21 protein-coding genes are annotated in these 20890 nt (G+C 67.6%); 11 read left to right on the forward strand and 10 right to left on the reverse strand.

Features of this window, described 5'->3' with window-relative positions; genetic code table 11:
- Positions 1-136: 136 nt before the first annotated feature.
- Entirely contained in the window at positions 137-547 is a 411-nt protein-coding gene (locus JNK84_RS18440; RefSeq protein ID WP_293426423.1) for a GFA family protein, read from the reverse strand.
- A 91-nt stretch (positions 548-638) separates the two neighbouring features.
- Positions 639-6905: a hypothetical protein gene (locus JNK84_RS18445; protein ID WP_293426426.1), complete on the reverse strand. Its 6267-nt coding sequence runs from the start codon at positions 6903-6905 to the stop codon at positions 639-641.
- A gap of 194 nt (positions 6906-7099) precedes the next feature.
- Between JNK84_RS18445 and JNK84_RS18450 the strand changes: the two genes are divergently transcribed.
- The 8 genes from JNK84_RS18450 (at position 7100) to JNK84_RS18485 (ending at position 13117) form a co-directional block, all read left to right on the forward strand.
- Entirely contained in the window at positions 7100-7399 is a 300-nt protein-coding gene (locus JNK84_RS18450; protein WP_293426429.1) for a hypothetical protein, read from the forward strand.
- Between the two features lie 161 nt (positions 7400-7560).
- Positions 7561-7935 carry an Hpt domain-containing protein gene (locus tag JNK84_RS18455; RefSeq protein ID WP_293426432.1) on the forward strand — a complete coding sequence of 125 codons (375 nt, stop codon included), beginning with the start codon at positions 7561-7563 and terminating at the stop codon, positions 7933-7935.
- 206 nt (positions 7936-8141) lie between these two features.
- On the forward strand, positions 8142-8462 hold the full coding sequence (locus tag JNK84_RS18460; protein ID WP_293426435.1) for a 2Fe-2S iron-sulfur cluster-binding protein: 321 nt from the start codon (positions 8142-8144) through the stop codon (positions 8460-8462).
- A 154-nt stretch (positions 8463-8616) separates the two neighbouring features.
- Entirely contained in the window at positions 8617-9492 is an 876-nt protein-coding gene (locus tag JNK84_RS18465) for a DMT family transporter (RefSeq protein ID WP_293426438.1), read from the forward strand.
- A 70-nt stretch (positions 9493-9562) separates the two neighbouring features.
- Positions 9563-10087, forward strand: coding sequence for a SixA phosphatase family protein (locus JNK84_RS18470; protein WP_293426440.1), 525 nt, complete (start codon positions 9563-9565; stop codon positions 10085-10087).
- Positions 10088-11524, forward strand: coding sequence for a YcjX family protein (locus tag JNK84_RS18475; protein WP_293426443.1), 1437 nt, complete (start codon positions 10088-10090; stop codon positions 11522-11524).
- Entirely contained in the window at positions 11521-12540 is a 1020-nt protein-coding gene (locus JNK84_RS18480) for a YcjF family protein (RefSeq protein WP_293426446.1), read from the forward strand. Before JNK84_RS18475 ends, JNK84_RS18480 begins: the two co-directional genes overlap by 4 nt.
- A 139-nt stretch (positions 12541-12679) precedes the next feature.
- Complete coding sequence (locus JNK84_RS18485; protein ID WP_293426449.1) at positions 12680-13117, forward strand: universal stress protein; 438 nt, start codon at positions 12680-12682, stop codon at positions 13115-13117.
- Here JNK84_RS18485 and JNK84_RS18490 read toward each other — a convergent pair.
- Positions 13089-13724 (reverse strand): hypothetical protein, encoded by a 636-nt coding sequence (locus JNK84_RS18490; RefSeq protein ID WP_293426452.1) that lies wholly within the window; start codon positions 13722-13724, stop codon positions 13089-13091. The two genes, JNK84_RS18485 and JNK84_RS18490, sit on opposite strands and share 29 nt — an antisense overlap.
- A gap of 162 nt (positions 13725-13886) precedes the next feature.
- On the opposite strand from JNK84_RS18490, the gene JNK84_RS18495 reads away from it, so the two are divergent.
- Entirely contained in the window at positions 13887-14315 is a 429-nt protein-coding gene (locus tag JNK84_RS18495) for a hypothetical protein (protein ID WP_293426455.1), read from the forward strand.
- Between the two features lie 38 nt (positions 14316-14353).
- On the opposite strand, the gene JNK84_RS18500 is transcribed toward JNK84_RS18495, so the two are convergent.
- The 4 genes from JNK84_RS18500 to JNK84_RS18515 are packed head-to-tail and all read right to left on the reverse strand — an operon-like array spanning position 14354 to position 16721.
- Positions 14354-15529 carry a vWA domain-containing protein gene (locus tag JNK84_RS18500; RefSeq protein WP_293426457.1) on the reverse strand — a complete coding sequence of 392 codons (1176 nt, stop codon included), beginning with the start codon at positions 15527-15529 and terminating at the stop codon, positions 14354-14356.
- Positions 15530-15580: 51 nt separating this feature from the next.
- On the reverse strand, positions 15581-15922 hold the full coding sequence (locus JNK84_RS18505; RefSeq protein ID WP_293426460.1) for a hypothetical protein: 342 nt from the start codon (positions 15920-15922) through the stop codon (positions 15581-15583).
- The gene (locus tag JNK84_RS18510) at positions 15919-16158 is read right to left on the reverse strand and encodes a helix-turn-helix domain-containing protein (RefSeq protein WP_293426463.1); all 240 of its coding nucleotides are present in this window, start codon (positions 16156-16158) and stop codon (positions 15919-15921) included. The genes JNK84_RS18505 and JNK84_RS18510 overlap by 4 nt, the downstream gene beginning before the upstream one ends.
- On the reverse strand, positions 16158-16721 hold the full coding sequence (locus tag JNK84_RS18515; RefSeq protein WP_293426466.1) for a hypothetical protein: 564 nt from the start codon (positions 16719-16721) through the stop codon (positions 16158-16160). The genes JNK84_RS18510 and JNK84_RS18515 overlap by 1 nt, the downstream gene beginning before the upstream one ends.
- 74 nt (positions 16722-16795) lie before the next feature.
- Between JNK84_RS18515 and JNK84_RS18520 the strand changes: the two genes are divergently transcribed.
- A complete protein-coding gene (locus tag JNK84_RS18520) occupies positions 16796-17392 on the forward strand; it encodes a hypothetical protein (RefSeq protein ID WP_293426469.1) in 597 nt (198 codons plus the stop codon).
- A gap of 7 nt (positions 17393-17399) precedes the next feature.
- Here the strand turns inward: JNK84_RS18520 and JNK84_RS18525 are convergent, their stop codons facing one another.
- From JNK84_RS18525 to JNK84_RS18535, 3 genes are all read right to left on the reverse strand, one after another.
- Complete coding sequence (locus JNK84_RS18525) at positions 17400-17564, reverse strand: hypothetical protein (protein WP_293426472.1); 165 nt, start codon at positions 17562-17564, stop codon at positions 17400-17402.
- A gap of 187 nt (positions 17565-17751) precedes the next feature.
- Positions 17752-18339 carry a hypothetical protein gene (locus JNK84_RS18530; RefSeq protein WP_293426475.1) on the reverse strand — a complete coding sequence of 196 codons (588 nt, stop codon included), beginning with the start codon at positions 18337-18339 and terminating at the stop codon, positions 17752-17754.
- Between the two features lie 47 nt (positions 18340-18386).
- Positions 18387-19235, reverse strand: coding sequence for an AAA family ATPase (locus JNK84_RS18535; RefSeq protein WP_293426478.1), 849 nt, complete (start codon positions 19233-19235; stop codon positions 18387-18389).
- Between the two features lie 282 nt (positions 19236-19517).
- Between JNK84_RS18535 and JNK84_RS18540 the strand changes: the two genes are divergently transcribed.
- Positions 19518-20873: a flagellar hook protein FlgE gene (locus JNK84_RS18540; RefSeq protein ID WP_293426481.1), complete on the forward strand. Its 1356-nt coding sequence runs from the start codon at positions 19518-19520 to the stop codon at positions 20871-20873.
- Positions 20874-20890: the final 17 nt, after the last annotated feature.

The following is a 20890-nucleotide window of genomic DNA, read 5'->3' on the forward strand; positions in this document are numbered from 1 at the left end:
ACGCGGCAACAGAGGCTCGATACGAGCCCATTCCTCATCACTCAGCCATTGAACCCGCTTCGCCATCCCAAGACTCCTTCCAGGAGCCTTGAATCAGCAATGATCGATCCTCGCCAGAGCTTATCGAGTACGGACCCTAGCGGGTCGGCGGCAGCCCCTCGAACCAGGGCAGCCCCTCGGGAATGCAGTGGAACGGCTGCATCTCCGCGGTGAAGATCGCCATCTGCGGCATGCCGTAATCGGCGGGATTGTCCAGAGTGCCGACCTTCAGGATCACCATGGGCAGGCCGGGCCGCCGCGTCGCGACATGCGTGCCGCATTCGGCGCAGAATTCGCGCGTCACCGGGTTGTCGAGATCCTTGCGGGTAAACGTTTTCGGCGTGCCTGCCGTGTAGCTGAAGCCGTCGGGCGGCATCAGCATGAACATGTTCGGGGCGCCGCCGGAAATGTGCTGGCAGGCGCGGCAATGGCACTGGGCGCGCAACATCGGCTTGCCCTCGGCCCGGTAGCGTAGACCGCCGCAGTAACATCCGCCTTCGAGCTTCATGGGCTGCCCCTCACGCCGTCGCGCCCGGCGGAAGCGCCGGCTGCGCGAGAGGATCGCGCAGCCGCCGAGGCATGGCTATCGCCCGTTCGGCTCAGTCGAACCGGCCGCTCGAATGGGCGAGCAGGGTGAAGACCTTGCCCGTCTCCGACGTCAGGTAGGACCGGGCGAGCGAGCCGTCGCGGTCGTTGCGGTCGACATCGGCGAGCAGCCGCTGGAACTCGTCGATGTAGCGGTCGACGGTGTCGCGGAAGTCGCTTTCCCGGCGATAGCGGCGGCGCAGGTCGTCGAAGGTCTGCTGTCCCTGGGCCGTGTAGAGGCGACGCGAGAAGACGTTGCGCTCGCCGCGGCGCCAGCGGTCCCACAGCTCGACCACGGCGTCATGATCGACCATGCGGGCGATGTCCGACGACAGCGCGTCGAGATTGTCGAGGGCAGCCGGCGGCGGGTTCCGGCGCGACGCGGTGCGCATCGGCTGGTTGTCGCCATCCTCCGAGGCACGGGCGAGGAGGTCCGAGAGCCAGCCGGCATTGCGGTCGGCTGCTTTCGGCGCCTCGACGCGCGCTGTCTCGCGGCGGGGCTCGGCTTCGCGGCGCGGCTCCGGCGTGCGCTGGCGGGGCGTCTCGCGCACCGGTTCGACGCGCGGCGCCTCGGTGCGCGTGGGCTCGGCGCGGGGCGCTTCGGCGACCGCGCCGCGCAGCGGCACGGTCGGCTCGTCGCGCATCGCGCGGCGGGGCGTTGCAGGGGAGGCGTCGGTGACGTCGTAGGCGCGTCCAGACTTGGCGACGATGTCGTTCAGCTCGGCCAGGGCCTTGATCTGGTCGGCGACGACGCGGCGCATGGCGGCGGCGTTCTCCTGCGTCTCCTTCGGGATCTCCACCATGCCGCGCGTCAGTTCGGTTCGCGTTTCGGCGAGCTCCCGCTGGATTTCGGAGGTCATCGCCTTCATGCCGGAGGTGAGCGTCTCGAACCGCTCCGCAGCCTCGCGGAACAGCGCGTTCATCTCGCCTGTCGCCTGCTCGTAGGCCGAGCGCATGGCGTGGGTCGTGCGCTCGCGCTCCTTGCCGGTGGCAAGGCGCAGGGTCTCGGCCTGCTCGGAGATGGCCTGGGTCGTCTGGTTGGTCGATTCGACCAGCACGCGGCCGATCTCGCGGGCGCGGCTTTCGGCCGAGCCCAGATTGTCGTCGAGGAGGGCCGTGAACGAGCGGACGAGATTGTCCATGTCCTCGGTCTTGGAGGCGAGGTGGCCGACCAGCGCCTCGATGATTTCGCGGCGCGAGTCGAGCGAGGCGTCGAGGCGACCCTGCATGTCCTCGACCTGTTCGGCGGCGGCGCTGAGGAGCCGGGCCTGGTTGTCGAAGCGCTCGGCCAGCGAGCCGATGTCGCGCAGCACGGCGGTCGCCACCGTCGAAAGCTGACCGACCTGGCTGTTGAGCACGCGCGTCGAGGTCTCGGCGGCCGAGGAGGCCGTCTCGACCGAGGCCGCGAACTGGCCGATGCGCTCGCCGAGCTGGTCGTTGATGGCGGCGAGGTTGGTCTCGGTCTGGCCGGCGAGTTCGCGCAGCGAGCCGTTGGTCTCGCCGAGGCGCGAGATGACGGCGTTGATCTCGCCGCGCAGCTGCTCGTTGGTCGAGGTGAGGGCGAGTACGGATTCGCGCGCGCCGGTCTCGACATTGGCGCGGAAGCTCTCCGAACTCTCCGCCAGCAGGCGCGTGGCCTGCTCGGAGGAGTCGGCGATGCCGCGCGTCACGTCGACGCCGGTCTGCGACAGAGTGCGGGTGATCTCCGCGCCCTTCTGGCCGATGATCTCGGAGATGGCGTTGCCGCGGTTCTCCAGCGTGCGGACCACGAGATCGCCAACGCGGCTGACCTCGCCGGTGACCTGCAGGCCGTTTTCGGCGAGCCGTTCGACGAGGTTGCTGCCGCGATCGTCGAGCAGCGAGGCGAGCTCGGCCGAGCGGGCACCCAGCACCGCGTTGATCTCGTTGACGCGGGTCGAGAGGCCCTGCGTGATGTCGGTCGAAATGGTCGAGAGCGTGCGCTCGACCTCGTCGGCATTGGCGCGCAGCGTCGCGGTGACGGCCTCGACCTTGTCGGTGAGCGTCTCGGCGATATGCGATCCGCGTGCGTCAAGCGACTGCGAGACAGTCTCGAGGCGGCCGACCACGACCTCCTCGAAGCGGGCGACGCGGGTGTCCAGCGTCTCCGCGACCTCGATCGCCCGGCCGCCCAGCGTCCGGTTGATCTCGTCGGCCTTCTCCGACAGCGTGGTGGTGATGACGTCCGCCTTGGAGGTGAGGGTGTAGGTCACCTCGTCGGACTTGTCGGACAGAAGGCGGGTGATCTCCTCCGACTTGGCGGTCAGCGAATAGGCCACCTCGTCGGACTTGTCAGTGAGCAGGCGGGTGATCTCGCCGGACTTGACCGCCAGCGTGTAGGTCACGTCCGCCGACTTGTCGGACAGGACGCGGGTGATGTCCTCGGAGCGGGCGGCAAGGTTCTGCGCGATGTCCGCCGACGTGGTCGCCAGGTTCTGCGCGATCTGGTCCGACTTGGTCGCGAGGTCGCGGGCCATTTCCTCGGAACGGGACGTCAGATTGTAGACGATCTGGTCCGACTTGTCGTTGAGCAGGCGTGCCAGCTCGTCCGACTTGGTGGTCAGGTTGGAGGCGATCTCGTCCGAGCGGCTGGCGAGCGTCGAGGTGATCTCGCCGGAGCGGGTCGCCAGCGTGTTGGCGATCTCGTCCGACTTCGAGGCCAGCGTCGACGTGATCTCGTCCGACTTGGCGGTGAGGTTGAAGGTGATCTCCGCCGACTTGTTCTCCAGAGCTTCGGTCACCGCCTTGCCGCCTTCGCCCAGAACCTGGGCGAGTTCCAGCGTGCGGCTGGCGAGCGTGGCGTTGAACGCCTGCGCGCGGGTGTCCAGCGCCTGGTCGATGCGGGCGAGGCGGCCGTCGAGGGCCTCGGTGATCTCCGTCGACTGCTGGGCGACGCGATCGGCGAACTCGCGGGCATCGCCGGCGATCCGGTCGGCGAGGGCGGTGCCCTTGCCCGAGATCGTCTGGTCGAGGGCGGCGATATGGCCGGTCAGCTTGTGGTCGAGCAGGGCGGCATGGTTGGCGACGGACTCGGTCATGGTCGTCGCATGGCCGCCGACGCGGGCCTCGAAATCGGCCGACAGGCGGCCCACCGCATCCTCGAGATTGAGGGCGTGGCGGGAGACGGCGTCCTCCATGCCGGTCGCGTAGTGGGCGACACGGCCCTCGAACGCAGTCGTGTGGCGGCCGAAAGCCTCGTCGAAGTTCGATGCGTAGCGCGCGAGGTTCTCCTCGATGGAGGAGGCGTGCTGGCCGATGCGGCCGTCGAGATTGCCGGTGTGGCGGCTGAGCGTGTCCTCGAACAGGTTCGCGTGGCGCGACAGCGTCTCGTCGATGGCCGAGGCGTGCTGGCCGATGCGCCCTTCGAGAGTGCCGGCGTTGCGGCTGAACGTGTCCTCGAAGGCCGTCGCATGGCGCGACAGGCTTTCCTCGATGGCGGAGGCGTGCTGGCCGACGCGCCCGTCGATGTCGCCAGCATGGCGGCCGAAGACATCCTCGAAGGCCGCGGCGTGGCGCGACAGGCTCTCCTCGATGACGGAGGCATGCTGGCCGATGCGACCGTCGAGGCTGCCGGTGTGGCGCGTCAGCGTCTCGTCGATCCGCGCCGTGTGGTTGCCGAGGCGCGTGACGAAATCGGCGGTGTGGCGCGTGAACACGTCCTCGATATGGGCCGTGTGGTGCGCGGCGCTGGTGTCGAAGCCCGAGGCATAGCGGCTGAACGCATCTTCCAGCGCGCCGGTGTGCTGGGCGACGCGCGCCTCGAAACCGGAGGTGTGGCGGTTGATGGCATCGTCCAGCTGGATGACGTTCTGCGCGATGCGGGTGACGATGGCCTCGCCGTGGTCGGCGACGGCGCCGGAGATCTGCGCCGCCGTCTCTTCCATGCGCTGGGTGACGAATTCGCCGCGCGCGGAGAGGGCATTGGTGACCTCGGCGCCGATATGGCCGATGCGCTGGGTGAGGTCGGTGCCCTGCGAGGCGAAGCTCGCAAGCACGTCGGTACCGGCCAGTTCGATCTCCTGCCGCAGGTTGGCGGTGCGTTCGGAAATGGCTGTCGTGACCGTCTCGGAGGCGCGGTGCAGGGCGAGTTGCACGTCCTGCGCCTTCTCCGTGAGACTCTCGACCACCTGGATGCCGACATCGCCGATGGCGCCCTTGGCCTCGGCGGTGCGCTGGGTGATCGCCTCGGCGATGAGCTGGCCGGTGACGGCGAGGCGCTTGTCCAGCTCGTCGCCGTGGGTGGTGACGGTCTGGTGCAGCTTGTCGCCGGTCTCGGCGATGCGATCGGCAAGGGCGCCGCCGCGCACGGTGATGGTCTCGGCGACGTAGCTGCCGGTCGTGTCCAGCTTGGACGCGACTTCCGAGCCGCGCTCGGTCAGTTCGCCGACGAGACGCTCGCCGGTGTCGCGCAGGCGCGACGTGACCTCGTTGCCGCGCAGCGACAGTTCGGACACGAAGGCCTCGCCCGTCTCGCGGAGCGTCGAGGTGACCTCGCCGCCGCGGGTGGAAAGCTCATAGACCAGCGTCTCGGCGGTCGATTTCAGCTGCGAATTGACCTCGCCGCCACGGGTCGAGAGTTCGTAGACGAGGCTCTCGCCGGTGTCCTTCAGGCGGCTCGTGACCTCGTTGCCGCGCGTCGACAGCTCGGTGACGAAGGCTTCGCCCGTTTCGCGCAGGGTCGAGGTGACCTCGCCGCCGCGCGAGGACAGTTCGGAGATCAGGTTCTCGCCGGTCTCGCGCAGCGTGGACGACACGTAGTGGCCGCGCGTCGAGAGCTCGGTGATGAGGTTCTCGCCGGTTTCCTTGAGGGTGGAGGAGACGTAGTCGCCGCGCGACGACAGTTCGGAGATCAGCGCCTCGCCGGTGTCCTTGAGGGTCGCGGAGACATAGCCGCCGCGCTCGGACAGCTCGCCGATCAGCGCTTCGCCGGTAATCTTGAGGGTCGAGGAGACTTCGCCGCCGCGGGTCGCGAGTTCGCCGATCAGCGCCTCGCCGGTCTCGCGGAGCGTGGAAGAGACCTCGCCCGAGCGCATGGACAGTTCGGCGACGAGATTCTCGCCGGTTTCCTTCAGGCGCGAGGAGACGTCGTCGGCGCGGCTGGCGATGGCATGGGTGATCTCGGCGCTGGTCGCGGCGAGATGGTTGGTCATGGCCGTGCCGGTCTCGGAGAGCTTGGCCGCCATGGTGGTGCCGGTATCGGCCATCGTGACGGTGACGATGTTGCCGGTGTCGGTCAGCACCGAGGTGACGCGGTCGCCGGTGGTCGACAGGGCGCGGGTCACCTCGTCGCTGGTCGAGGCGAGGCGGTCGACGATGTCGGAGCCGCGACGCTGGATCTGGTCGATCATCGTGTCGCCGGCGCGGCCGAGCGCCAGCGTGATGGCTTCCGCCTTCTCGCCGAGCGAGCCGGTGACGCGCATGCCGGATTCGTCGATGCGGCGGGTCAGCTGGTCGCCGGCATCGGCGATCTGGCCGGCGAGCTGCTCGTGGACGCCGGTAATGGCGCCGCGGACGCGGTCGGCATTGGAGACGATGGCCTCGCGCTGGGTGACCAGCTCCTCGATCAGCGCGCGCACGCGCAGCTCGCTGTCGCTGTAGGCGCGCTCCAGCGAGGCGACCTCGTTGTGGACGAGGGATTCAAGCTCGCCCGCGCGGGCGAGCGCGCGCTCGACGCCGTCGCCCATGGCCGCGACCTCGCGGCGGATGGCCTGGCCGACCGAGACGACGCTCTCGCGCGCCATGGCCTCGGGCTCGGCGAGACGTACCGCGACCTGGCTCATGGCCTGGGCGACGAGGCGCATTTCCTGCGAGCGGCGGATCAGCGCGCCCATGACGAAGAAGAACAGGACGGGCAGGAAGACGACGGCGGCGAAGGTGAGGGTGGAGGGGGCGAGCAGGTCCGGCATCTGGCCGGCGAACATGCGCGAGCCGACGAACAGGCCGGCGCCGACCCAGGCGATGGAGAGGAACAGGGCGGTCCAGAGCGGCGTCGCGGAGGGCTTGCGCGTGAGGCTCTCGAGCAATTGGGCGATGTCGCGGCGATCGTCGTTGGCGGCCGGCTGGCTGGGCGCGACGACCTGATCGGAGCGGCGGGTGTCGGAAAACAGGTCGTCGTCGACCCTGACGTCGGGCGAGGGCGCCGATGCCTGGGCATTCGCACGCCCGGCCTTGCCCTGGTCCTCGTTGGCGAGATTCAGGGCATCCTGGATGGCGGCGAGAGCCGCTTCGGCCGGATCCTGAGCCTTCTTCGGAGTGTTCGCCATGGTGTCGCCCGCATCCTCAACTCACGCAGACAGGCATCACCCACCCAGGCACGCGCGCCCCAAGTGCCTCTTGGACGCAAACGCCACGGATGGCAGACAACGGTCCGCCGCAATGTGTAATCTACCGGTCGGTCCTTAGGAAAGAAACCAGCAGTCGCCGCAGTTTCCGAATCATCGTTAACGGATGAGTAACCATGTCCACGCGGAAAGACGGCATCAGAGACGGCGGAACGGCGAAGGGCGCTGCGTCACCTCACTCTCCGCCTACCGATGCGCAGCGCCGCTGGCTCACTCGTGGCGCGGACCAGCCCGGTGGAAAACTCCCCCTGTTCGACCGGCAGGGCCGTGAGATTCCGAGCGCGACGATCAGGGCCTGCATCGAGGCTGGCTGGGCCGAGCCCTGGTTTGCCAATCCGGTCAAGCCGGACTGGCTCGTGTGCAAGCTGACGACCGAGGGGTACCGGGTGATCGGGCGGCCGGCCGCGCCCCGCTGACATTTACCTGCGGTCAACCGCGCCGGGCATTTCCGCGCTCCCACACCCCGATTTTAACCCGTCATTGCCGGGATGACGCCGATCATCCGTCGCATCGGGGAGAGAGGGACAACCTCCTCAAGGCCAGAAAGGCCGCGTCAAAAAACGGGGACACGATGACCATGGCACGCATGATGAGCGACGACTTTCCGGGTGGCGGCAACGGCAAGCCCGTGGACCTGACCCATCTCTCCCGCCAGACCTTCGGCGATCATGCACTGGAGCGCGAGGTGCTGGTGCTGTTCGAGCGGCAGTCGCAGGCGATGATCGAGCGGCTGCGCGGCGCGACCACCGCCAAGAGCTGGGCGGAGGCGGCCCATACGCTGAAGGGCTCGGCGCTGGGCATCGGTGCCTTCCAGGTGGCGTCCGCGGCCGAGACGGTCGAGTGCGACCAGGTCGATCATCTCTCCTCGAAGGCCTGGGACGATCTTGGCCGGCTGGAAGATGCGGTCCGGCAGGCCAATGCCTTCATCGCCGACATCCTGAAGGCCGCCTGATCGGCGCGTTCGGGCCGAAATAGCTGTCATTCGGGCACGCCTCTGGCGTGCCGGCACGGCTTTCGCTATGTGAGCCGCATCGTTTGGAACCGCCGCAAACTAGCCGAGCGGCGGTTTCGTTTTGTCGGGAGCGGCGCCAGCCGAGGCCGGCAAGGCGGCGCTCACGACACAAGCCAGCACGGCGCAGACAGCAAGGCCTCCGACCCATGCCTCAGATCACCTTTGTCGACCATACCGGCGAAAAGCGCACCGTTTCGGCCGATACTGGCGCAACGGTGATGGAAGTCGCCATCAAGAACGGCATTCCCGGCATCGTCGCCGAATGCGGCGGGGCCTGCGCCTGCGCCACATGTCACGTCTATGTCGACGAGAGCTGGATGCCGACGGTCGGCGAGCCCTCGCACATGGAAGAGGACATGCTGGACTTCGCCTTCGAGGTGAAGCCGACGTCGCGCCTGTCCTGCCAGATCAAGATCACCGACGCCATGGAAGGCCTGACGGTGACGACGCCGGAGCGACAGGGCTGAGGCCTTCGGACGCTCGATGAGGCGGCGCTTAGCGCGCCGTCTCCAACATGACCGCCATATGGCCTGTACGCGCACGGCCACCATGCCCTGACGGCCCTTGGCTTCCGCGCGGGAGACCCTAAACCGGGAGGCAACGCGCGGAGAGAACAGCGCCATGCCCCCTCAGACGGCCGAGCGCCCGCTCGCCGCCATTGCCAGTCAGTTCGTCTGCTTCACCTTCATCTCGGCCAACGACGTGATCCTCAAGATCATCGTCGCTGACCTGCCGAGCTGGCAGATCATGACGATACGCTCGGGTTTCGGCATTCTGCTGCTGTTGCCCTTCGTCGCCGCGCAGGCGTTTCGCGGAACGGGAAGCATCCTGACGCGCCGTCCGGGCGCCCATCTGATGCGCGCGTGCCTGTCGGCCGTGTCCATCGTCAGCTATTTCGAGGCGCTGCGCGAACTCGACCTGCCGGTGGCCACCGCCATCCTGTTCGTCACGCCCTTCTTCGTCGTGGCTCTGTCAGGCATCGTGCTGCGCGAGCCGGTGACGCCCAATCGCTGGATCGCGGTCATCATCGGCTTCGTCGGTGCTGTCATCATCATCCGGCCGGGACCGGCCGGCGTTTCCGTCGCGGCGCTGCTGGCGGTGCTGTCGGCCGCGACATGGGGCTCGGCCATGGTCGCGATGCGCAATCTCGGCCGCACCGAGGGCACTTTGTCGGTGCTGTTCTACTTCAACCTGTTCATCTGCTGCATCGCCGGGGCCTTCGCCTATCCCGGCTGGCAGCCCGTATCGGGTCGGCTTGTGGCGATGATCGCGCTGGTCGCGGCGATCCAGCTGATCGCGCAGTTCTTCATGATGACCGCCTTCCGCTTCGCCTCCGCCTCGGTGACGGCGCCGGTGCAATATTCCCAGTTGCTCTGGTCGGTGGCGGCCGGCTGGTTCGTCTTTTCGGTGGTGCCAGGGCCGCATGTGGTGCTGGGCGCGGCTGTCATCGTGGCGAGCGGTCTCTATCTCATCCTGTCGGAACGGCGGGCCTCCTGATCTGTCGGGAGCCTTGCGGCCTTGCTTCGCGGGGGCGCTTCGCTCACATGAGAGACGAACGGGAGTGACCATGCGCCGGCTGATCCTGCTGCGCCACACCAAGTCGGACTGGCCGAACGGCATGGTCGATCGCGACCGGCCGCTGGCCAAGCGAGGCCGCCGCGCCGCGCCGCTGATGGGCCGCGTGCTCATCGAGCGGGACTTCGTGCCGGACAAGGTGCTGGTGTCGACGGCGCAGCGGACGGTGGAGACATGGGCGCTGGCCAGCGCCGGCCTGATCCGGTTCCCGCCGGCGACGCCGGAGCCGCGCATCTACGAGGCTGCGCCTCACGTTCTCGCCAATGTCATCCGCGAGACGAGCGACGAGGTGCGGACCCTGCTGCTCGTCGGCCACAATCCCGGCATCGAGGCCCTGGCCTACGATCTGATCGCAGAGGGGCAGGCGGACCTGCGCCAGCGGCTGTCGCGCAAATATCCGACCGGCGGCCTCGCCGTCATCGACTGCGCGATCGACCGCTGGACGCAGCTGGCGCGCGGCTGTGGCACGCTCGTCGCCTTCGTCGCGCCGTGCGATCTGGACCCGGAAGCCGAATAGATGGTCTGGACCGGCTGGTGGAACGAGACCCGGCTCGCGGCCAATTCCATCGCGGCCTATGCGACCGACTGGGTAAGCCCGACGCTCCGGCTCGGCGTGACCGGCCTGTCGCGCTCGGGCAAGACCGTGTTCATCACGGCGCTGGTTCATGGCCTGCTGACGGCCGCGCGCTGGCCGGTTTTCGAGGCACAGGCCCAGGGGCGTATCGCGCGGGTGCGCCTGGAGCCGCAGCCGGACGACGGCGTGCCGCGCTTTCCCTATGAGGACCATCTGGAGACGCTGACCGCCCGCCGGCAATGGCCCGAAGGCACCAAGCGAATCAGCGAAATCCGCCTTGCCATCGATTTCGCCTCCAATGCCGGGATCATGCGCGGCTCCGAGAAGACGCTGACGCTCGACATTGTCGACTATCCCGGCGAGTGGCTCCTGGACCTGCCGCTGCTGGCGCAGAGCTATGCCGAGTGGTCGCGCCTCGCCATCGAGGCGGCGCGCCGGCCGCCGCGCGCGGCGCTGGCGGCGCAATGGCTGGCCGCGACGACGGCCGCGCAGCCCTTCGACAAGGCGTCGGAGAGCGATGCGCGCAGGCTGTCCGAGCTGTTCACCGCCTACCTCAGGTCCTGCCGCGACGAGCGCGTCTCGCTCTCGACCCTGCCGCCGGGCCGTTTCCTGCTGCCGGGCGAGATGGAGGGTTCGCCCGCCCTGACCTTCGCGCCGCTCGACCTCGAAGGCCGGGAGCCCGCCGGCGACAGCCTCGCGGCGCTGATGGAGAAGCGGTTCGAGAGCTACAAGCGCCTCGTCGTCATGCCGTTCTACACCAGTCATTTCGCGACGCTGGACCGGCAGATCGTGCTGGTCGACGCGCTGGCGGCGCTGAATGCCGGGCCGGCGGCGCTTGCCGACCTCGAAATCGCGCTGGCCGATGTGCTGACCGCCTTCCGACCGGGCGCGAATTCGATCCTCTCCGCCATGCTGTCGCGGCGGATCGACCGCATCCTGTTCGCTGCCACCAAGGCCGATCATCTGCACCAGACCAGCCACGACCGGCTGGAAGGGCTGCTGAAGCGATTGACCGACAGGGCGATCAGGCGCGCCGAGTTCGCGGGCGCGCGGGTGGATGCGGTGGCTCTTGCCTCGCTGCGGGCGACGCGCGAGACCACGGTCACGCGGCTTGGCCGGCCGCTGTCCTGCATCGTCGGCACACCCATGCCGGGCGAGGCGACCGGCGGGGAGACCTTCGACGGGGCGTCCGAGGTCGCCGTCTTTCCGGGTGAGCTGCCGGCCGACCCGACCGGGCTCTTCGCCGGACCCGATGCGTTCCGGGGCGATGACTACCGCTTCGTGCGCTTCCTGCCGCCGAAGGCCGACCCGTCGCAGCCCTTGCCGCATATCCGCCTCGACCGCGCCGTGGAGTTCCTGATCGGGGACCGCCTCGCATGACCAGAAATTCGCCGCAGCGCCCGCAGGCCTTCCGCCTCGACGCCGAGGATGTCGAGATCGCTCCGCCGAGCGATGCGCCGGTGCCAGTGCACTCCGGCCCGTCTGCCGAGGCGCAGCTTGCGCCGCCCGGCCCGCCGCCGAAGACCGGTTTCTGGGTGAAGCTGTTCTGGACCGGGCTCGGCGGCATCGTTTCGCTGGCCTTCGGCATGGCGGTGTCGCGGCTGGTCGACGATCTCTTCGTGCGGGCCGAATGGCTCGGCTGGATCGGGGTTGCCGCCGTCGCGCTGTTCCTGCTGGCGGGGCTCGTCCTCGCGGGGCGGGAGATGCTGGCGCTGCGCCGTTTGCGGCGGCTCGACGACTTGCGCCAGCGCGCCGGCAGGGCGCTTGGCGAGAAGGACGACCGGGCGGCGGCCGCTGTCGCCGCCGACATCGTGACGGCGATGGCCGGCAATGCCCGCACCGCGAAGGGCAGGGCGGCCGTGGCGCTCGCCTTCGCCGACGGCGTGATCGATGGCCTGCAACGCCTGCGCATCGTCGAGCGCGAGATCATCGAACCGCTGGACCGCGAGGCGACGCGCCTCGTTGCCGAAGCGGCGCGACGCGTTTCGGTGGTCACCGCCATCTCGCCGCGCGCCGCGCTCGATCTTGCGGTGGTCTTCGGCACGGCGATGCAACTCATCCGGCGCATCGCAGAGCTTTATGGTGGCAGGCCGGGAACGTTCGGCCTGTTCAAGCTGGTGCGCCACGTGCTCGCCCATATGGCGCTGACCGGCGGCATGGCGGCGGGCGACACGATCCTCGATCAGCTGGTCGGCCATGGCCTCGCGGCCAAGCTCTCCGCGAAGCTCGGGGAGGGCGTGCTGAACGGCCTGCTCACGGCGCGGCTTGGCATTACCGCCATCGCCGTGACGCGGCCGCTGCCCTATATCGGCGCGCCGCGGCCGGATGTGCGCGACCTCGTCGGCGACGCCATCACGCTGACGCGGCAGAGCGAGGACGCCCGTTCGCCGGCTTGACGTGGCTCAATGCCGGAAATGCCGGGCCTGCGACGATGATCGAAAGCGGCTCGGCCATTCCTTTCCGGCCGATCTTGCCCGCCCGCGCGCCGGAACCGCGTGGGACGAGGTGCGCCGCTACGGCCAAAGAGGAGCAGCCATGTTCGCGTCCATTCTCTGCCCGGTCGACCCGAGCGAACTCGGCTTCGAGCAGAAGGCCGTGACGGCGGCCCGCCAGATGGGGGAAGCCGGGGCACTGGTCACGCTGGTCACGGTCATTCCCGCGCCGCACGCGGCGGTCGATCACTACCTGCCGGCCGATGTCGTCGCGCGGCAGGCGTCGGAGACGCAGGAAGCGATGGAAGCGATCGGCCGCGCCCTCGGCTTGCCAGAGGGGCGCGTCCAGATCCGTGTCCGGCATGGCCGCGCCGCCAACGAAATCCTGGAGGAGGCGAAGGATTCCGGAGCCGACCTGATCGTCATGGCCTCGCACCGGCCGGGCCTTGCGACCTATCTGATCGGTTCGACGGCGACGCATGTGGTGCGCCATGCGAACTGTTCCGTACTCGTCATCCGCGAGGAGAAGCCGGCGGCGTAGCTGGCTCCGGAAGCAGCGCTTCCGGCGGCGTCAGCGGGCTGAACTCCGCGGGCGGATTTTTCCTCAGCCACAGCGACATCTGCCAGACGGCATAGCCGCCGATGAAGGCAACGAGACCGATCAGGCCCCAATTGACCGTGGTCAGGGCGTTGAAGGCGAGATAGGCGAGGGACAGGCCAAGGCCGCTGCTGGCCCCCACCATGGCGATGTAGCGCCACAGCGGCTCGCCGGCGAGGAACCGCGCCTTGGGCGAAGCAGCCGCGACCGCGGCCAGCACCTCGCGCACGAAGGCGGAGTAGGCGTCGTCGTGCGCCTCCACCTCGATCATGTTGCGCCACGAGACGTTCGAGAACCAGATGCGCCGGCCGAGCCGCTGGCGCAGCTCGAAGCGATAGCGCTTCAGATAGAGATTGGACGGGCGAAAGGTGAGGCGGACATAGTCGATCTGATGCAGCGGAACCTTGCCGGAGAGGCGTCCGTCGGTCCAGGCGAGGTCGCGCTCCTCCAGCGTGAAGACGATCTCGCGGCCGACCAGCTTGGGACGGTGGCGGAAGATCGGTCGGCCGTCATGGTCGCGCCAGAGGGCGTCGGGGGTGGAATGGGTCATGCCGTCGAGCGAACCCGAAACAGGGGTGAAGGGAAGCTGATGGTCCGCTCGGTATCGCCGCAGCGGACACTTGTCGATAGCCGCGTCGATATGTAGTCGACCGAATGCGCGCATAGATTGAAATCGGTAGTGTCGCCCTTCTATCTAGGGCCGGAGACCACGATGAGATCGGTTTGGCTGAGCGTAGTCATTGCTCCTCTCCTGGTGTCGGCCGCTTCTGCGGCGGTTTTCGACTGCCAACTCTTCAGGGACGGCAGTTCGGTCTCCACCTGCACGATGGATTCCAGCGTGCCGAATGCAAAATGCGTTCTGAGTTATACAACCGCGCTCATGTCGGCTTGCGTGGCGCGCGGCGAGGGAACCAATGCCGATCAACTGATCTGCATGTTCACCAATCCGCAGGAGGCGCAGGCGCTGGCTTCGGGGGCTCTGCAGCCGGGCGATCAGGCCGACCCGGCCGCGCGGCTGGCGCCCAGAGGCTTTCTTGCGGCTTCGGTGACGATCGTGAACCCGTCCAGCCGCGTTGCGCGGCTTGTCTATAAAGAGAAGACAGGGGAACCCACGCTCAGCACGGTTTGCACTCGCCGCTAATCTCTGTGTCGCGGGTCCGGCATTCGGGCCGGGGCCTGCTACCGCACCAGTTCCTTCATCGCCTTGTCGAGTCCGTCCAGCGTCAGCGGGAACATGCGCTGCTCCATGATGTCGCGCATCATGCCGATGGAATGCGTGTAGTCCCAGTGCTTCTCCTTCACCGGGTTCAGCCAGACCATGGACGAGTAGATGCCGGCGATGCGCTTCATCCAGACGACGCCGGCTTCCTCGTTGAAATGCTCGACCGAGCCGCCGGGCTGGGCGATCTCATAGGGTGACATGGAGGCGTCGCCGACGAAGATCACCTTGTAGTCGTTGCCGTATTTGTGCAGCACATCCCAGGTCGGCTGGGTCTCGTCGAAGCGGCGGACGTTCTTCTTCCACACCTTCTCGTAGAGGCAGTTGTGGAAGTAGAAATATTCCATGTGCTTGAATTCGGCCTTGGCGGCCGAGAACAGCTCCTCGCAGAGCTGGATGTGCCAGTCCATGGAGCCGCCGACGTCGAAGAAGATCAGCACCTTGATGGCATTGCGCCGCTCGGGCCGCATCTGCACGTCGAGGAAGCCGTGGCGCGCGGTCTCGCGGATCGTGCCGTCGAGGTCGAGTTCGTCGGGAGAGCCGGTGCGGGCGAACTTGCGCAGCCGGCGCAGCGCGATCTTGATGTTGCGCGTGCCGAGCTCGACCGTGTCGTCGTAGTCCTTGAACTCGCGCTTGTCCCAGACCTTCACCGCGCGGAAATTGCGGTTGCCGTCCTGACCGATGCGGACGCCCTCGGGGTTGTAGCCATAGGCGCCGAAGGGCGAGGTGCCACCCGTTCCGATCCACTTGTTGCCGCCCTGATGGCGACCCTTCTGCTCCTCGAGACGCTTCTTCAGCGTCTCCATCAGCTTGTCCCAGCCGCCGAGGGCCTCGATCTGGGCCTTTTCCTCCTCGGTGAGGAATTTCTCGGTGAGCTTCCTCAGCCATTCCTCGGGAACATTGACCTCGATGCCCTCCGCGAGGCTCTCCAATCCCTTGAAGGTCGCGCCGAACACCTTGTCGAACTTGTCGATATTGCGCTCGTCCTTCACCAGCGCGGAGCGCGAGAGGTAGTAGAAGTCGGTCGGCGAACGCTCGATGATATCGGCGTCGAGCGCCTCCATCAGCGTCAGATATTCGCGCACCGTCACCGGCACGCCCGCCTTCTTTAGGTCGTGGAAGAAATTGATGAACATGAAGCGAGTGTAGGCGCTCGTCGGCGCTCCGTCATCCCGCCCTTCGGCGGATCAGCCGCCGTCGCCCGCGCTGCCGCCGCCGCAGTCGGCGCCCGCGGCGCCGCAATCGGCGCCCGCGCCACCCCCGGTCGAGACATGGCCGATGCCGGCCGCGAGGAAGAGGCTGCCACTGGGGTCCGCAATGACCCGATCCCGCGTGGGCGACCTGTCCTGACGGTGAAGAAGCCACCACGACAGGGGCAGCGAGACGAGGATTGCCAGAAATGCGAAGGCGCTGAGCACGGTCCTCATGTGGCAATCATAGGCGTTTTGTTGCTGTTTGGCAAAGCGGAACTGTTGGAGGCCGTGACGAGGGCACTGATCCCTCGTCACGGTGCGGGATTCGACGGTCACTCCCGGGAGTGCGGATCGAGGCGCGGATCGCCGTCGGCGACATGCTCCAGAAGGTCGCCCGGCTGGCAGCCGAGCGCTTCGCAGATGGCGTCCAACGTGTCGAAACGGACGCCCTTCACCTTGCCGGATTTCAGCAGCGACAGATTGGCTTCGGTGATGCCGACATGGGCGGCGAGCTCCTTCGACCGCATCTTGCGGCGCGCCAGCATCACATCGAGGTTCATCAGGATCGGCATCAGATGAAGCTCGCATTCTCCTCGGCGATTCGGGCCCCCTCGCGCAGCGTCCAGCCGATGGCGACGAGCAGCGCGCCAACGATGCCCCAGAGGACGTCGTCGAGGCCGATCGTGATCGCCAGGATCTTCTGGCCGGAGGGATTGGCCAGAGTCAGGATCACGCCCGCGGCCGCCCGCCATAGCGGCATCAGCACGCCCTTGGCGATCAGAATCCAGCCGATCCGTGCGACGCGGATGGCGACGAGGTCGGTGAAGCGCTGGCCGGTCGCGAAACCCTCGAACACCGCGCGCGCCTGCAGCAACAGGTAGACAAGCAGCGCGACGGGCGGCGCCGACAGTGCGAGGCCAGAAAGCTGCACCATGGGAGTGATGGTGATCGGGTGCCCGGCGAGACCGAAGTGCGGGGCAAGCAGCGAGGCGATCAGCTGCTTGTCGGTCCACACCCAGAAGGTGCCGGCCACGGCCGCCACGATGCCCGCCAGCGTTATCCCGGACATCCAGGCGGCAAGTCTGGAGTGACGCGCATCCACTCCGGCGGGGCGTCGATCGACAATGTGCGTCACAAGGGCATCTCCGTTTGACTCAGTAAGAAAATATCGTAAAACAATAAATCATTGTCGTCAAATGGAAGGTCCCCATGCGCGCTGCCTGCCTCGTTCGCCGTTCGGCCGTCATCGCCGCCGCCCTGTTTCTCGGCGGCTGTCTGTCCACCCCGATCACCAGCCTGCCGAGGCTGATGCGGCTCGACTTCGTGTCCATGGACATGGACGAGGTGCGCGCCGGCCTGAGGCTCCCGGACATGTTGCGCATACGCCCGGGCGATGCCGTCATGACCGTCCGGACAACCGGAGCCGGGCAGCCTGCCACCGAGGACCGCTTCGTTCTTGTCGAGACGACGGAGGAGCAGGACAGGGTGGCCATCGCGAGCGAGGCGCGACGCGGCCATGCGCTCAGCGTGTGGCGCGTCGCGCCGGCCGACGTGCCGCGCATCGCCGCGATCCAGCAGCGTGTCAGGGAGTCGCTGGTGCGCGGGCCGCGGGTTCGCGGCAGCATGGAGATCAAGGTTTCCGGCGGCTGCCGGACGGCGCCCATTCCCGCCGGGCCGGTGCCGATGTCGAGTTTCCTCAAGCCGGCGCGCGGCGAGACCTACATCACGCTCACCGACGGGCTCGATCTCAGGCAGGTCATCCCGCAATCGGACTGGCAGGCGAAAATGCCGGCCTGCGGGCCATGACGGGCTGCTAATCGCCGCCACCGCCGCCGTCGCCACCTCCGCCGCTGTCACTGCTGTCGGAGGAGTCGCTGCTGGAGCTGTCGCCGTCGGACGAACTGCTGCCGAACAGCACCGCAAGAAGCGCGATGCCGGCGCCGCCGACTGCCAGAAGGACCGCGAGTGTATTGCTCATGATCTCTTACCTTCCGTAGCGTCAGTATGCCCAATCCGACCCGTTGCGTATAGCTGTCTCGTTGCGGTTGAGCGGAAGGCCGGCTGTCAAACGGTTGTGCCAGGGGAGGGGCGTGGTCGTGACGGCGGTTCAAGCCGCCGCAAGTTTCGGCGGGTCCTGCGGCGGAACGCCGATTCCGGCAGGCGGCTCAGCTGGGCTCCCAGACGCCGCTCTGCGCCCGGCAGAGGCGCTGTTCCTCCAGCGTGGTGACCGGCGGTGCGCCGAGCAGAGCGCCCGCGGCATCGCCGAAGACGGTCAGTGTCGCGGACACCGTCCGGCACGGACGACCGGCGCTGGCTCCCGCCGGATAGACCGACAGCACGATCTCCCGCCGTGCGCCGGCGCGGCTCTGCCAGTTCGTCTCGAGGCCGCGCGCGCTCGCGGCGGTTGCCTGCGTCAGCGTGCGGATTTCTCCGACATCCTCGTCGGTTAGCGCCAGGACCGGGCCGCAGCTCTCGGGCGAATCCGTGCGCGATACGGCCGTGACGCCGCCGAACACGAACAGGCCACCGCCACCCGCCATCCCCGCGCGTGCGCCGCCGGATTGGGTCGCCCGGCAGCGGGCGACCTGCTGCTCGATGGCCCATGCCGATGCGCCGGGGCCGGACATGGGAAGGGGCGGGGAGGCATCGAGACCGGCCGAACAGCCGGCCAGAAGCAGGGCACCGCCCAAAAGGGCGGCACGGGCAGCCGAAGCGGAATGGCCGTTGGTCAGGAACATGGCACCTAGCGACATGTCAGGCGAAATCCGTCGCCGAGACATAGTGCGGCGCGCGGCGTCCCTCAACCGCGGCGCGCGAGAAAGGCGAGCCGCTCGAACAGGTGCACATCCTGCTCGTTCTTGAGCAGCGCGCCATGCAGCGGCGGGATCGCCTTGCGCGGGTCCTTCTCGCGCAAGGTATCGCCGTCGATGTCCTCGACCATCAAGAGCTTCAGCCAGTCGAGCAGTTCGGAGGTCGAGGGCTTCTTCTTCAGGCCCGGCACCTCGCGCACTTCGTAGAAGATGCGCAGGGCCTCGGCGACCAGCTTCTGCTTGATGCCGGGAAAGTGGACATCGACGATGGCCTTCATCGTCTCGGTGTCCGGGAACTTGATGTAGTGGAAGAAGCAGCGACGCAGGAAGGCGTCCGGCAGTTCCTTCTCGTTGTTCGAGGTGATGATGACGATCGGGCGCTGGGCGGCCTTCACCGTCTCGCTCGTCTCGTAGACGAAGAACTCCATGCGATCGAGCTCCTGCAGGAGATCGTTCGGGAACTCGATGTCGGCCTTGTCGATCTCGTCGATCAGCAGGACGGGCCGCTGCGGCGCGGTGAAACCTTCCCAGAGCTTGCCGCGCTTGATGTAGTTGGCGATGTCCTTGACCTTCTCGTCGCCGAGCTGGCTGTCGCGCAGGCGCGAGACCGCGTCGTATTCATAGAGGCCCTGCTGGGCCTTGGTGGTCGATTTGACGTGCCACTCGATCAGCGGCGCGCCGATCGCCTTGGCGATCTCGATGGCGAGCACGGTCTTGCCGGTGCCCGGCTCGCCCTTCACCAGCAGCGGACGCTGGAGCGTGATCGCCGCATTGACCGCAACCTTCAGGTCGTCAGTCGCGACATAGCCGCTCGTCCCCTCGAAACGTCCGGACGCCATGGAATTTCCTCGTATGGATCGGTTGGCGGGACAGGAGCCCCGCATGTGGGCGGCAGGGTAGGGGCCGGCAGGGGCGGCTGCAACACCCGGCAGAATCTGCCGATCGGCACAGGCGATACTGCCTCGCTGACCACCGGAAACGATCTGTTTACCACCTAAGCCTCTGACAAATAACGGCCTGGCCCGGCGAGCGACTGTGGCATGCCCGCTGCTAGGCATGGGACCGAATGCGGTGGCGCTCCATCGTGATCGGGTACCGGCAAGACGCCGGCGGAGGGGTTCATGGGTATCTTCGGCGCAATGACCACGGCGGTCAGCGGCCTCTCGGCGCAGGCCTATGCCCTGGAGAACATCTCCGGCAACATCGCCAACTCGCAGACCACCGCCTTCAAGCGGATCGAGACCAGCTTCATCGATCTGATCCCCGATTCCGGGCCGAAGCGCGAACTGTCCGGCTCGGTCACCGGCCAGTCGCGGGCGACCAACACGATCCAGGGCCAGATTTCCGCGACCTCGATCACCACGAACCTCGCCGTCAACGGCGACGGCTACTTCATTGTCCAGCAGCCGCAGGGCTTCGTCGACGGTCAGCCGAGCTTCGGCGCCGTCAACAATTTCACCCGGCGCGGCGACTTCACGATCGATGCCAACGGCTACATGGTCAACGGTGCCGGCTACTATCTGCGCGGCCTGCGTCTGGACCGGACGACGGGCAACCCGCTCGGCTCCTCGCCCGTGCCGATCCAGGTGACCAACGACGTCATCCCCGCGCGCGCCTCCACCCAGATCAACTACCGGGCCAGCCTGCCGACCGTGCCGGCCACGGCGAATGCCAGCTCGACCGTGCCCGGCAGCGAGCTGATGGCGTCCACGCTGATCGGCTCGGCGACGATCGGTCCGTCCAATTCGTCCGCCTTCGTCTCGACCTCGGTCGCCGGCGGCTCGGTGACGGTCTACGACGCGCTCGGCAACCAGGCCAACGTCCAGGTCCGCTGGGCGAAGACGGCCAATGCCGCCGCCGGTCCGCCGGCGGTTTCCGACACCTGGAGCGCCTATTACCAGTCCAACTCGGCCGCTGGCTCGGAAACCTGGACGCGGATCGGCGGTGATTTCACCTTCGGCCCGACCGGTCAGCTGACCTCGCCGACCACCAACCCCGTCATCACCGGCCTGACCGTCAACGGCACCAGCGTCGGCAACGTGACCCTCGACCTCGGCACCAGCGGCCTGTCGCAATATGCGCGCGCCGACGGCACGGTGCAGGTCACCGATATCGGCCAGAACGGCTACGCCGTCGGCGAGCTGATGAACGTCACCATCACCGATGCCGGCCGCGTGCGCGGCAACTATTCCAACGGCCAGTCGGTGGACCTGTTCTCGATCCCGCTCGCCTCGTTCAACGGCGACAACATGCTGAAGCGCCTCGACGGCGGCGCCTTCGCGGAGACGTCGGGCTCCGGCCCGCCGATCATGGGCGCGCCGGGCCGGATCATCTCGCAGAGCCTCGAGGGGTCGAACGTCGACATCTCCGAGGAGTTCACCAAGCTGATCATCACGCAGCAGGCCTATGCGGCCAATACGCGGATCGTCACGACGTCCAATTCCATGCTGCAGGAAACGATCAACATGATCCGCTGAGGCGGATCATGAGCCTC

It is taken from the genome of Phreatobacter sp. (genome assembly GCF_016793595.1).
Classification (GTDB): Bacteria; Pseudomonadota; Alphaproteobacteria; order Rhizobiales; family Phreatobacteraceae; genus Phreatobacter.

Excerpts from the sequence above, each read along its gene's own strand:
- JNK84_RS18440 (WP_293426423.1), bottom strand. The coding sequence starts at position 547 with ATGAAGCTCGAAGGCGGATGTTACTGCGGCGGTCTACGCTACCGGGCC.
- JNK84_RS18445 (WP_293426426.1), bottom strand. The coding sequence starts at position 6,905 with ATGGCGAACACTCCGAAGAAGGCTCAGGATCCGGCCGAAGCGGCTCTC.
- JNK84_RS18450 (WP_293426429.1), top strand. The coding sequence starts at position 7,100 with ATGTCCACGCGGAAAGACGGCATCAGAGACGGCGGAACGGCGAAGGGC.
- JNK84_RS18455 (WP_293426432.1), top strand. The coding sequence starts at position 7,561 with ATGGCACGCATGATGAGCGACGACTTTCCGGGTGGCGGCAACGGCAAG.
- JNK84_RS18460 (WP_293426435.1), top strand. The coding sequence starts at position 8,142 with ATGCCTCAGATCACCTTTGTCGACCATACCGGCGAAAAGCGCACCGTT.
- JNK84_RS18465 (WP_293426438.1), top strand. The coding sequence starts at position 8,617 with ATGCCCCCTCAGACGGCCGAGCGCCCGCTCGCCGCCATTGCCAGTCAG.
- JNK84_RS18470 (WP_293426440.1), top strand. The coding sequence starts at position 9,563 with ATGCGCCGGCTGATCCTGCTGCGCCACACCAAGTCGGACTGGCCGAAC.
- JNK84_RS18475 (WP_293426443.1), top strand. The coding sequence starts at position 10,088 with ATGGTCTGGACCGGCTGGTGGAACGAGACCCGGCTCGCGGCCAATTCC.
- JNK84_RS18480 (WP_293426446.1), top strand. The coding sequence starts at position 11,521 with ATGACCAGAAATTCGCCGCAGCGCCCGCAGGCCTTCCGCCTCGACGCC.
- JNK84_RS18485 (WP_293426449.1), top strand. The coding sequence starts at position 12,680 with ATGTTCGCGTCCATTCTCTGCCCGGTCGACCCGAGCGAACTCGGCTTC.
- JNK84_RS18490 (WP_293426452.1), bottom strand. The coding sequence starts at position 13,724 with ATGACCCATTCCACCCCCGACGCCCTCTGGCGCGACCATGACGGCCGA.
- JNK84_RS18495 (WP_293426455.1), top strand. The coding sequence starts at position 13,887 with ATGAGATCGGTTTGGCTGAGCGTAGTCATTGCTCCTCTCCTGGTGTCG.
- JNK84_RS18500 (WP_293426457.1), bottom strand. The coding sequence starts at position 15,529 with ATGTTCATCAATTTCTTCCACGACCTAAAGAAGGCGGGCGTGCCGGTG.
- JNK84_RS18510 (WP_293426463.1), bottom strand. The coding sequence starts at position 16,158 with ATGCCGATCCTGATGAACCTCGATGTGATGCTGGCGCGCCGCAAGATG.
- JNK84_RS18520 (WP_293426469.1), top strand. The coding sequence starts at position 16,796 with ATGCGCGCTGCCTGCCTCGTTCGCCGTTCGGCCGTCATCGCCGCCGCC.
- JNK84_RS18525 (WP_293426472.1), bottom strand. The coding sequence starts at position 17,564 with ATGAGCAATACACTCGCGGTCCTTCTGGCAGTCGGCGGCGCCGGCATC.
- JNK84_RS18530 (WP_293426475.1), bottom strand. The coding sequence starts at position 18,339 with ATGTCGCTAGGTGCCATGTTCCTGACCAACGGCCATTCCGCTTCGGCT.
- JNK84_RS18535 (WP_293426478.1), bottom strand. The coding sequence starts at position 19,235 with ATGGCGTCCGGACGTTTCGAGGGGACGAGCGGCTATGTCGCGACTGAC.
- JNK84_RS18540 (WP_293426481.1), top strand. The coding sequence starts at position 19,518 with ATGGGTATCTTCGGCGCAATGACCACGGCGGTCAGCGGCCTCTCGGCG.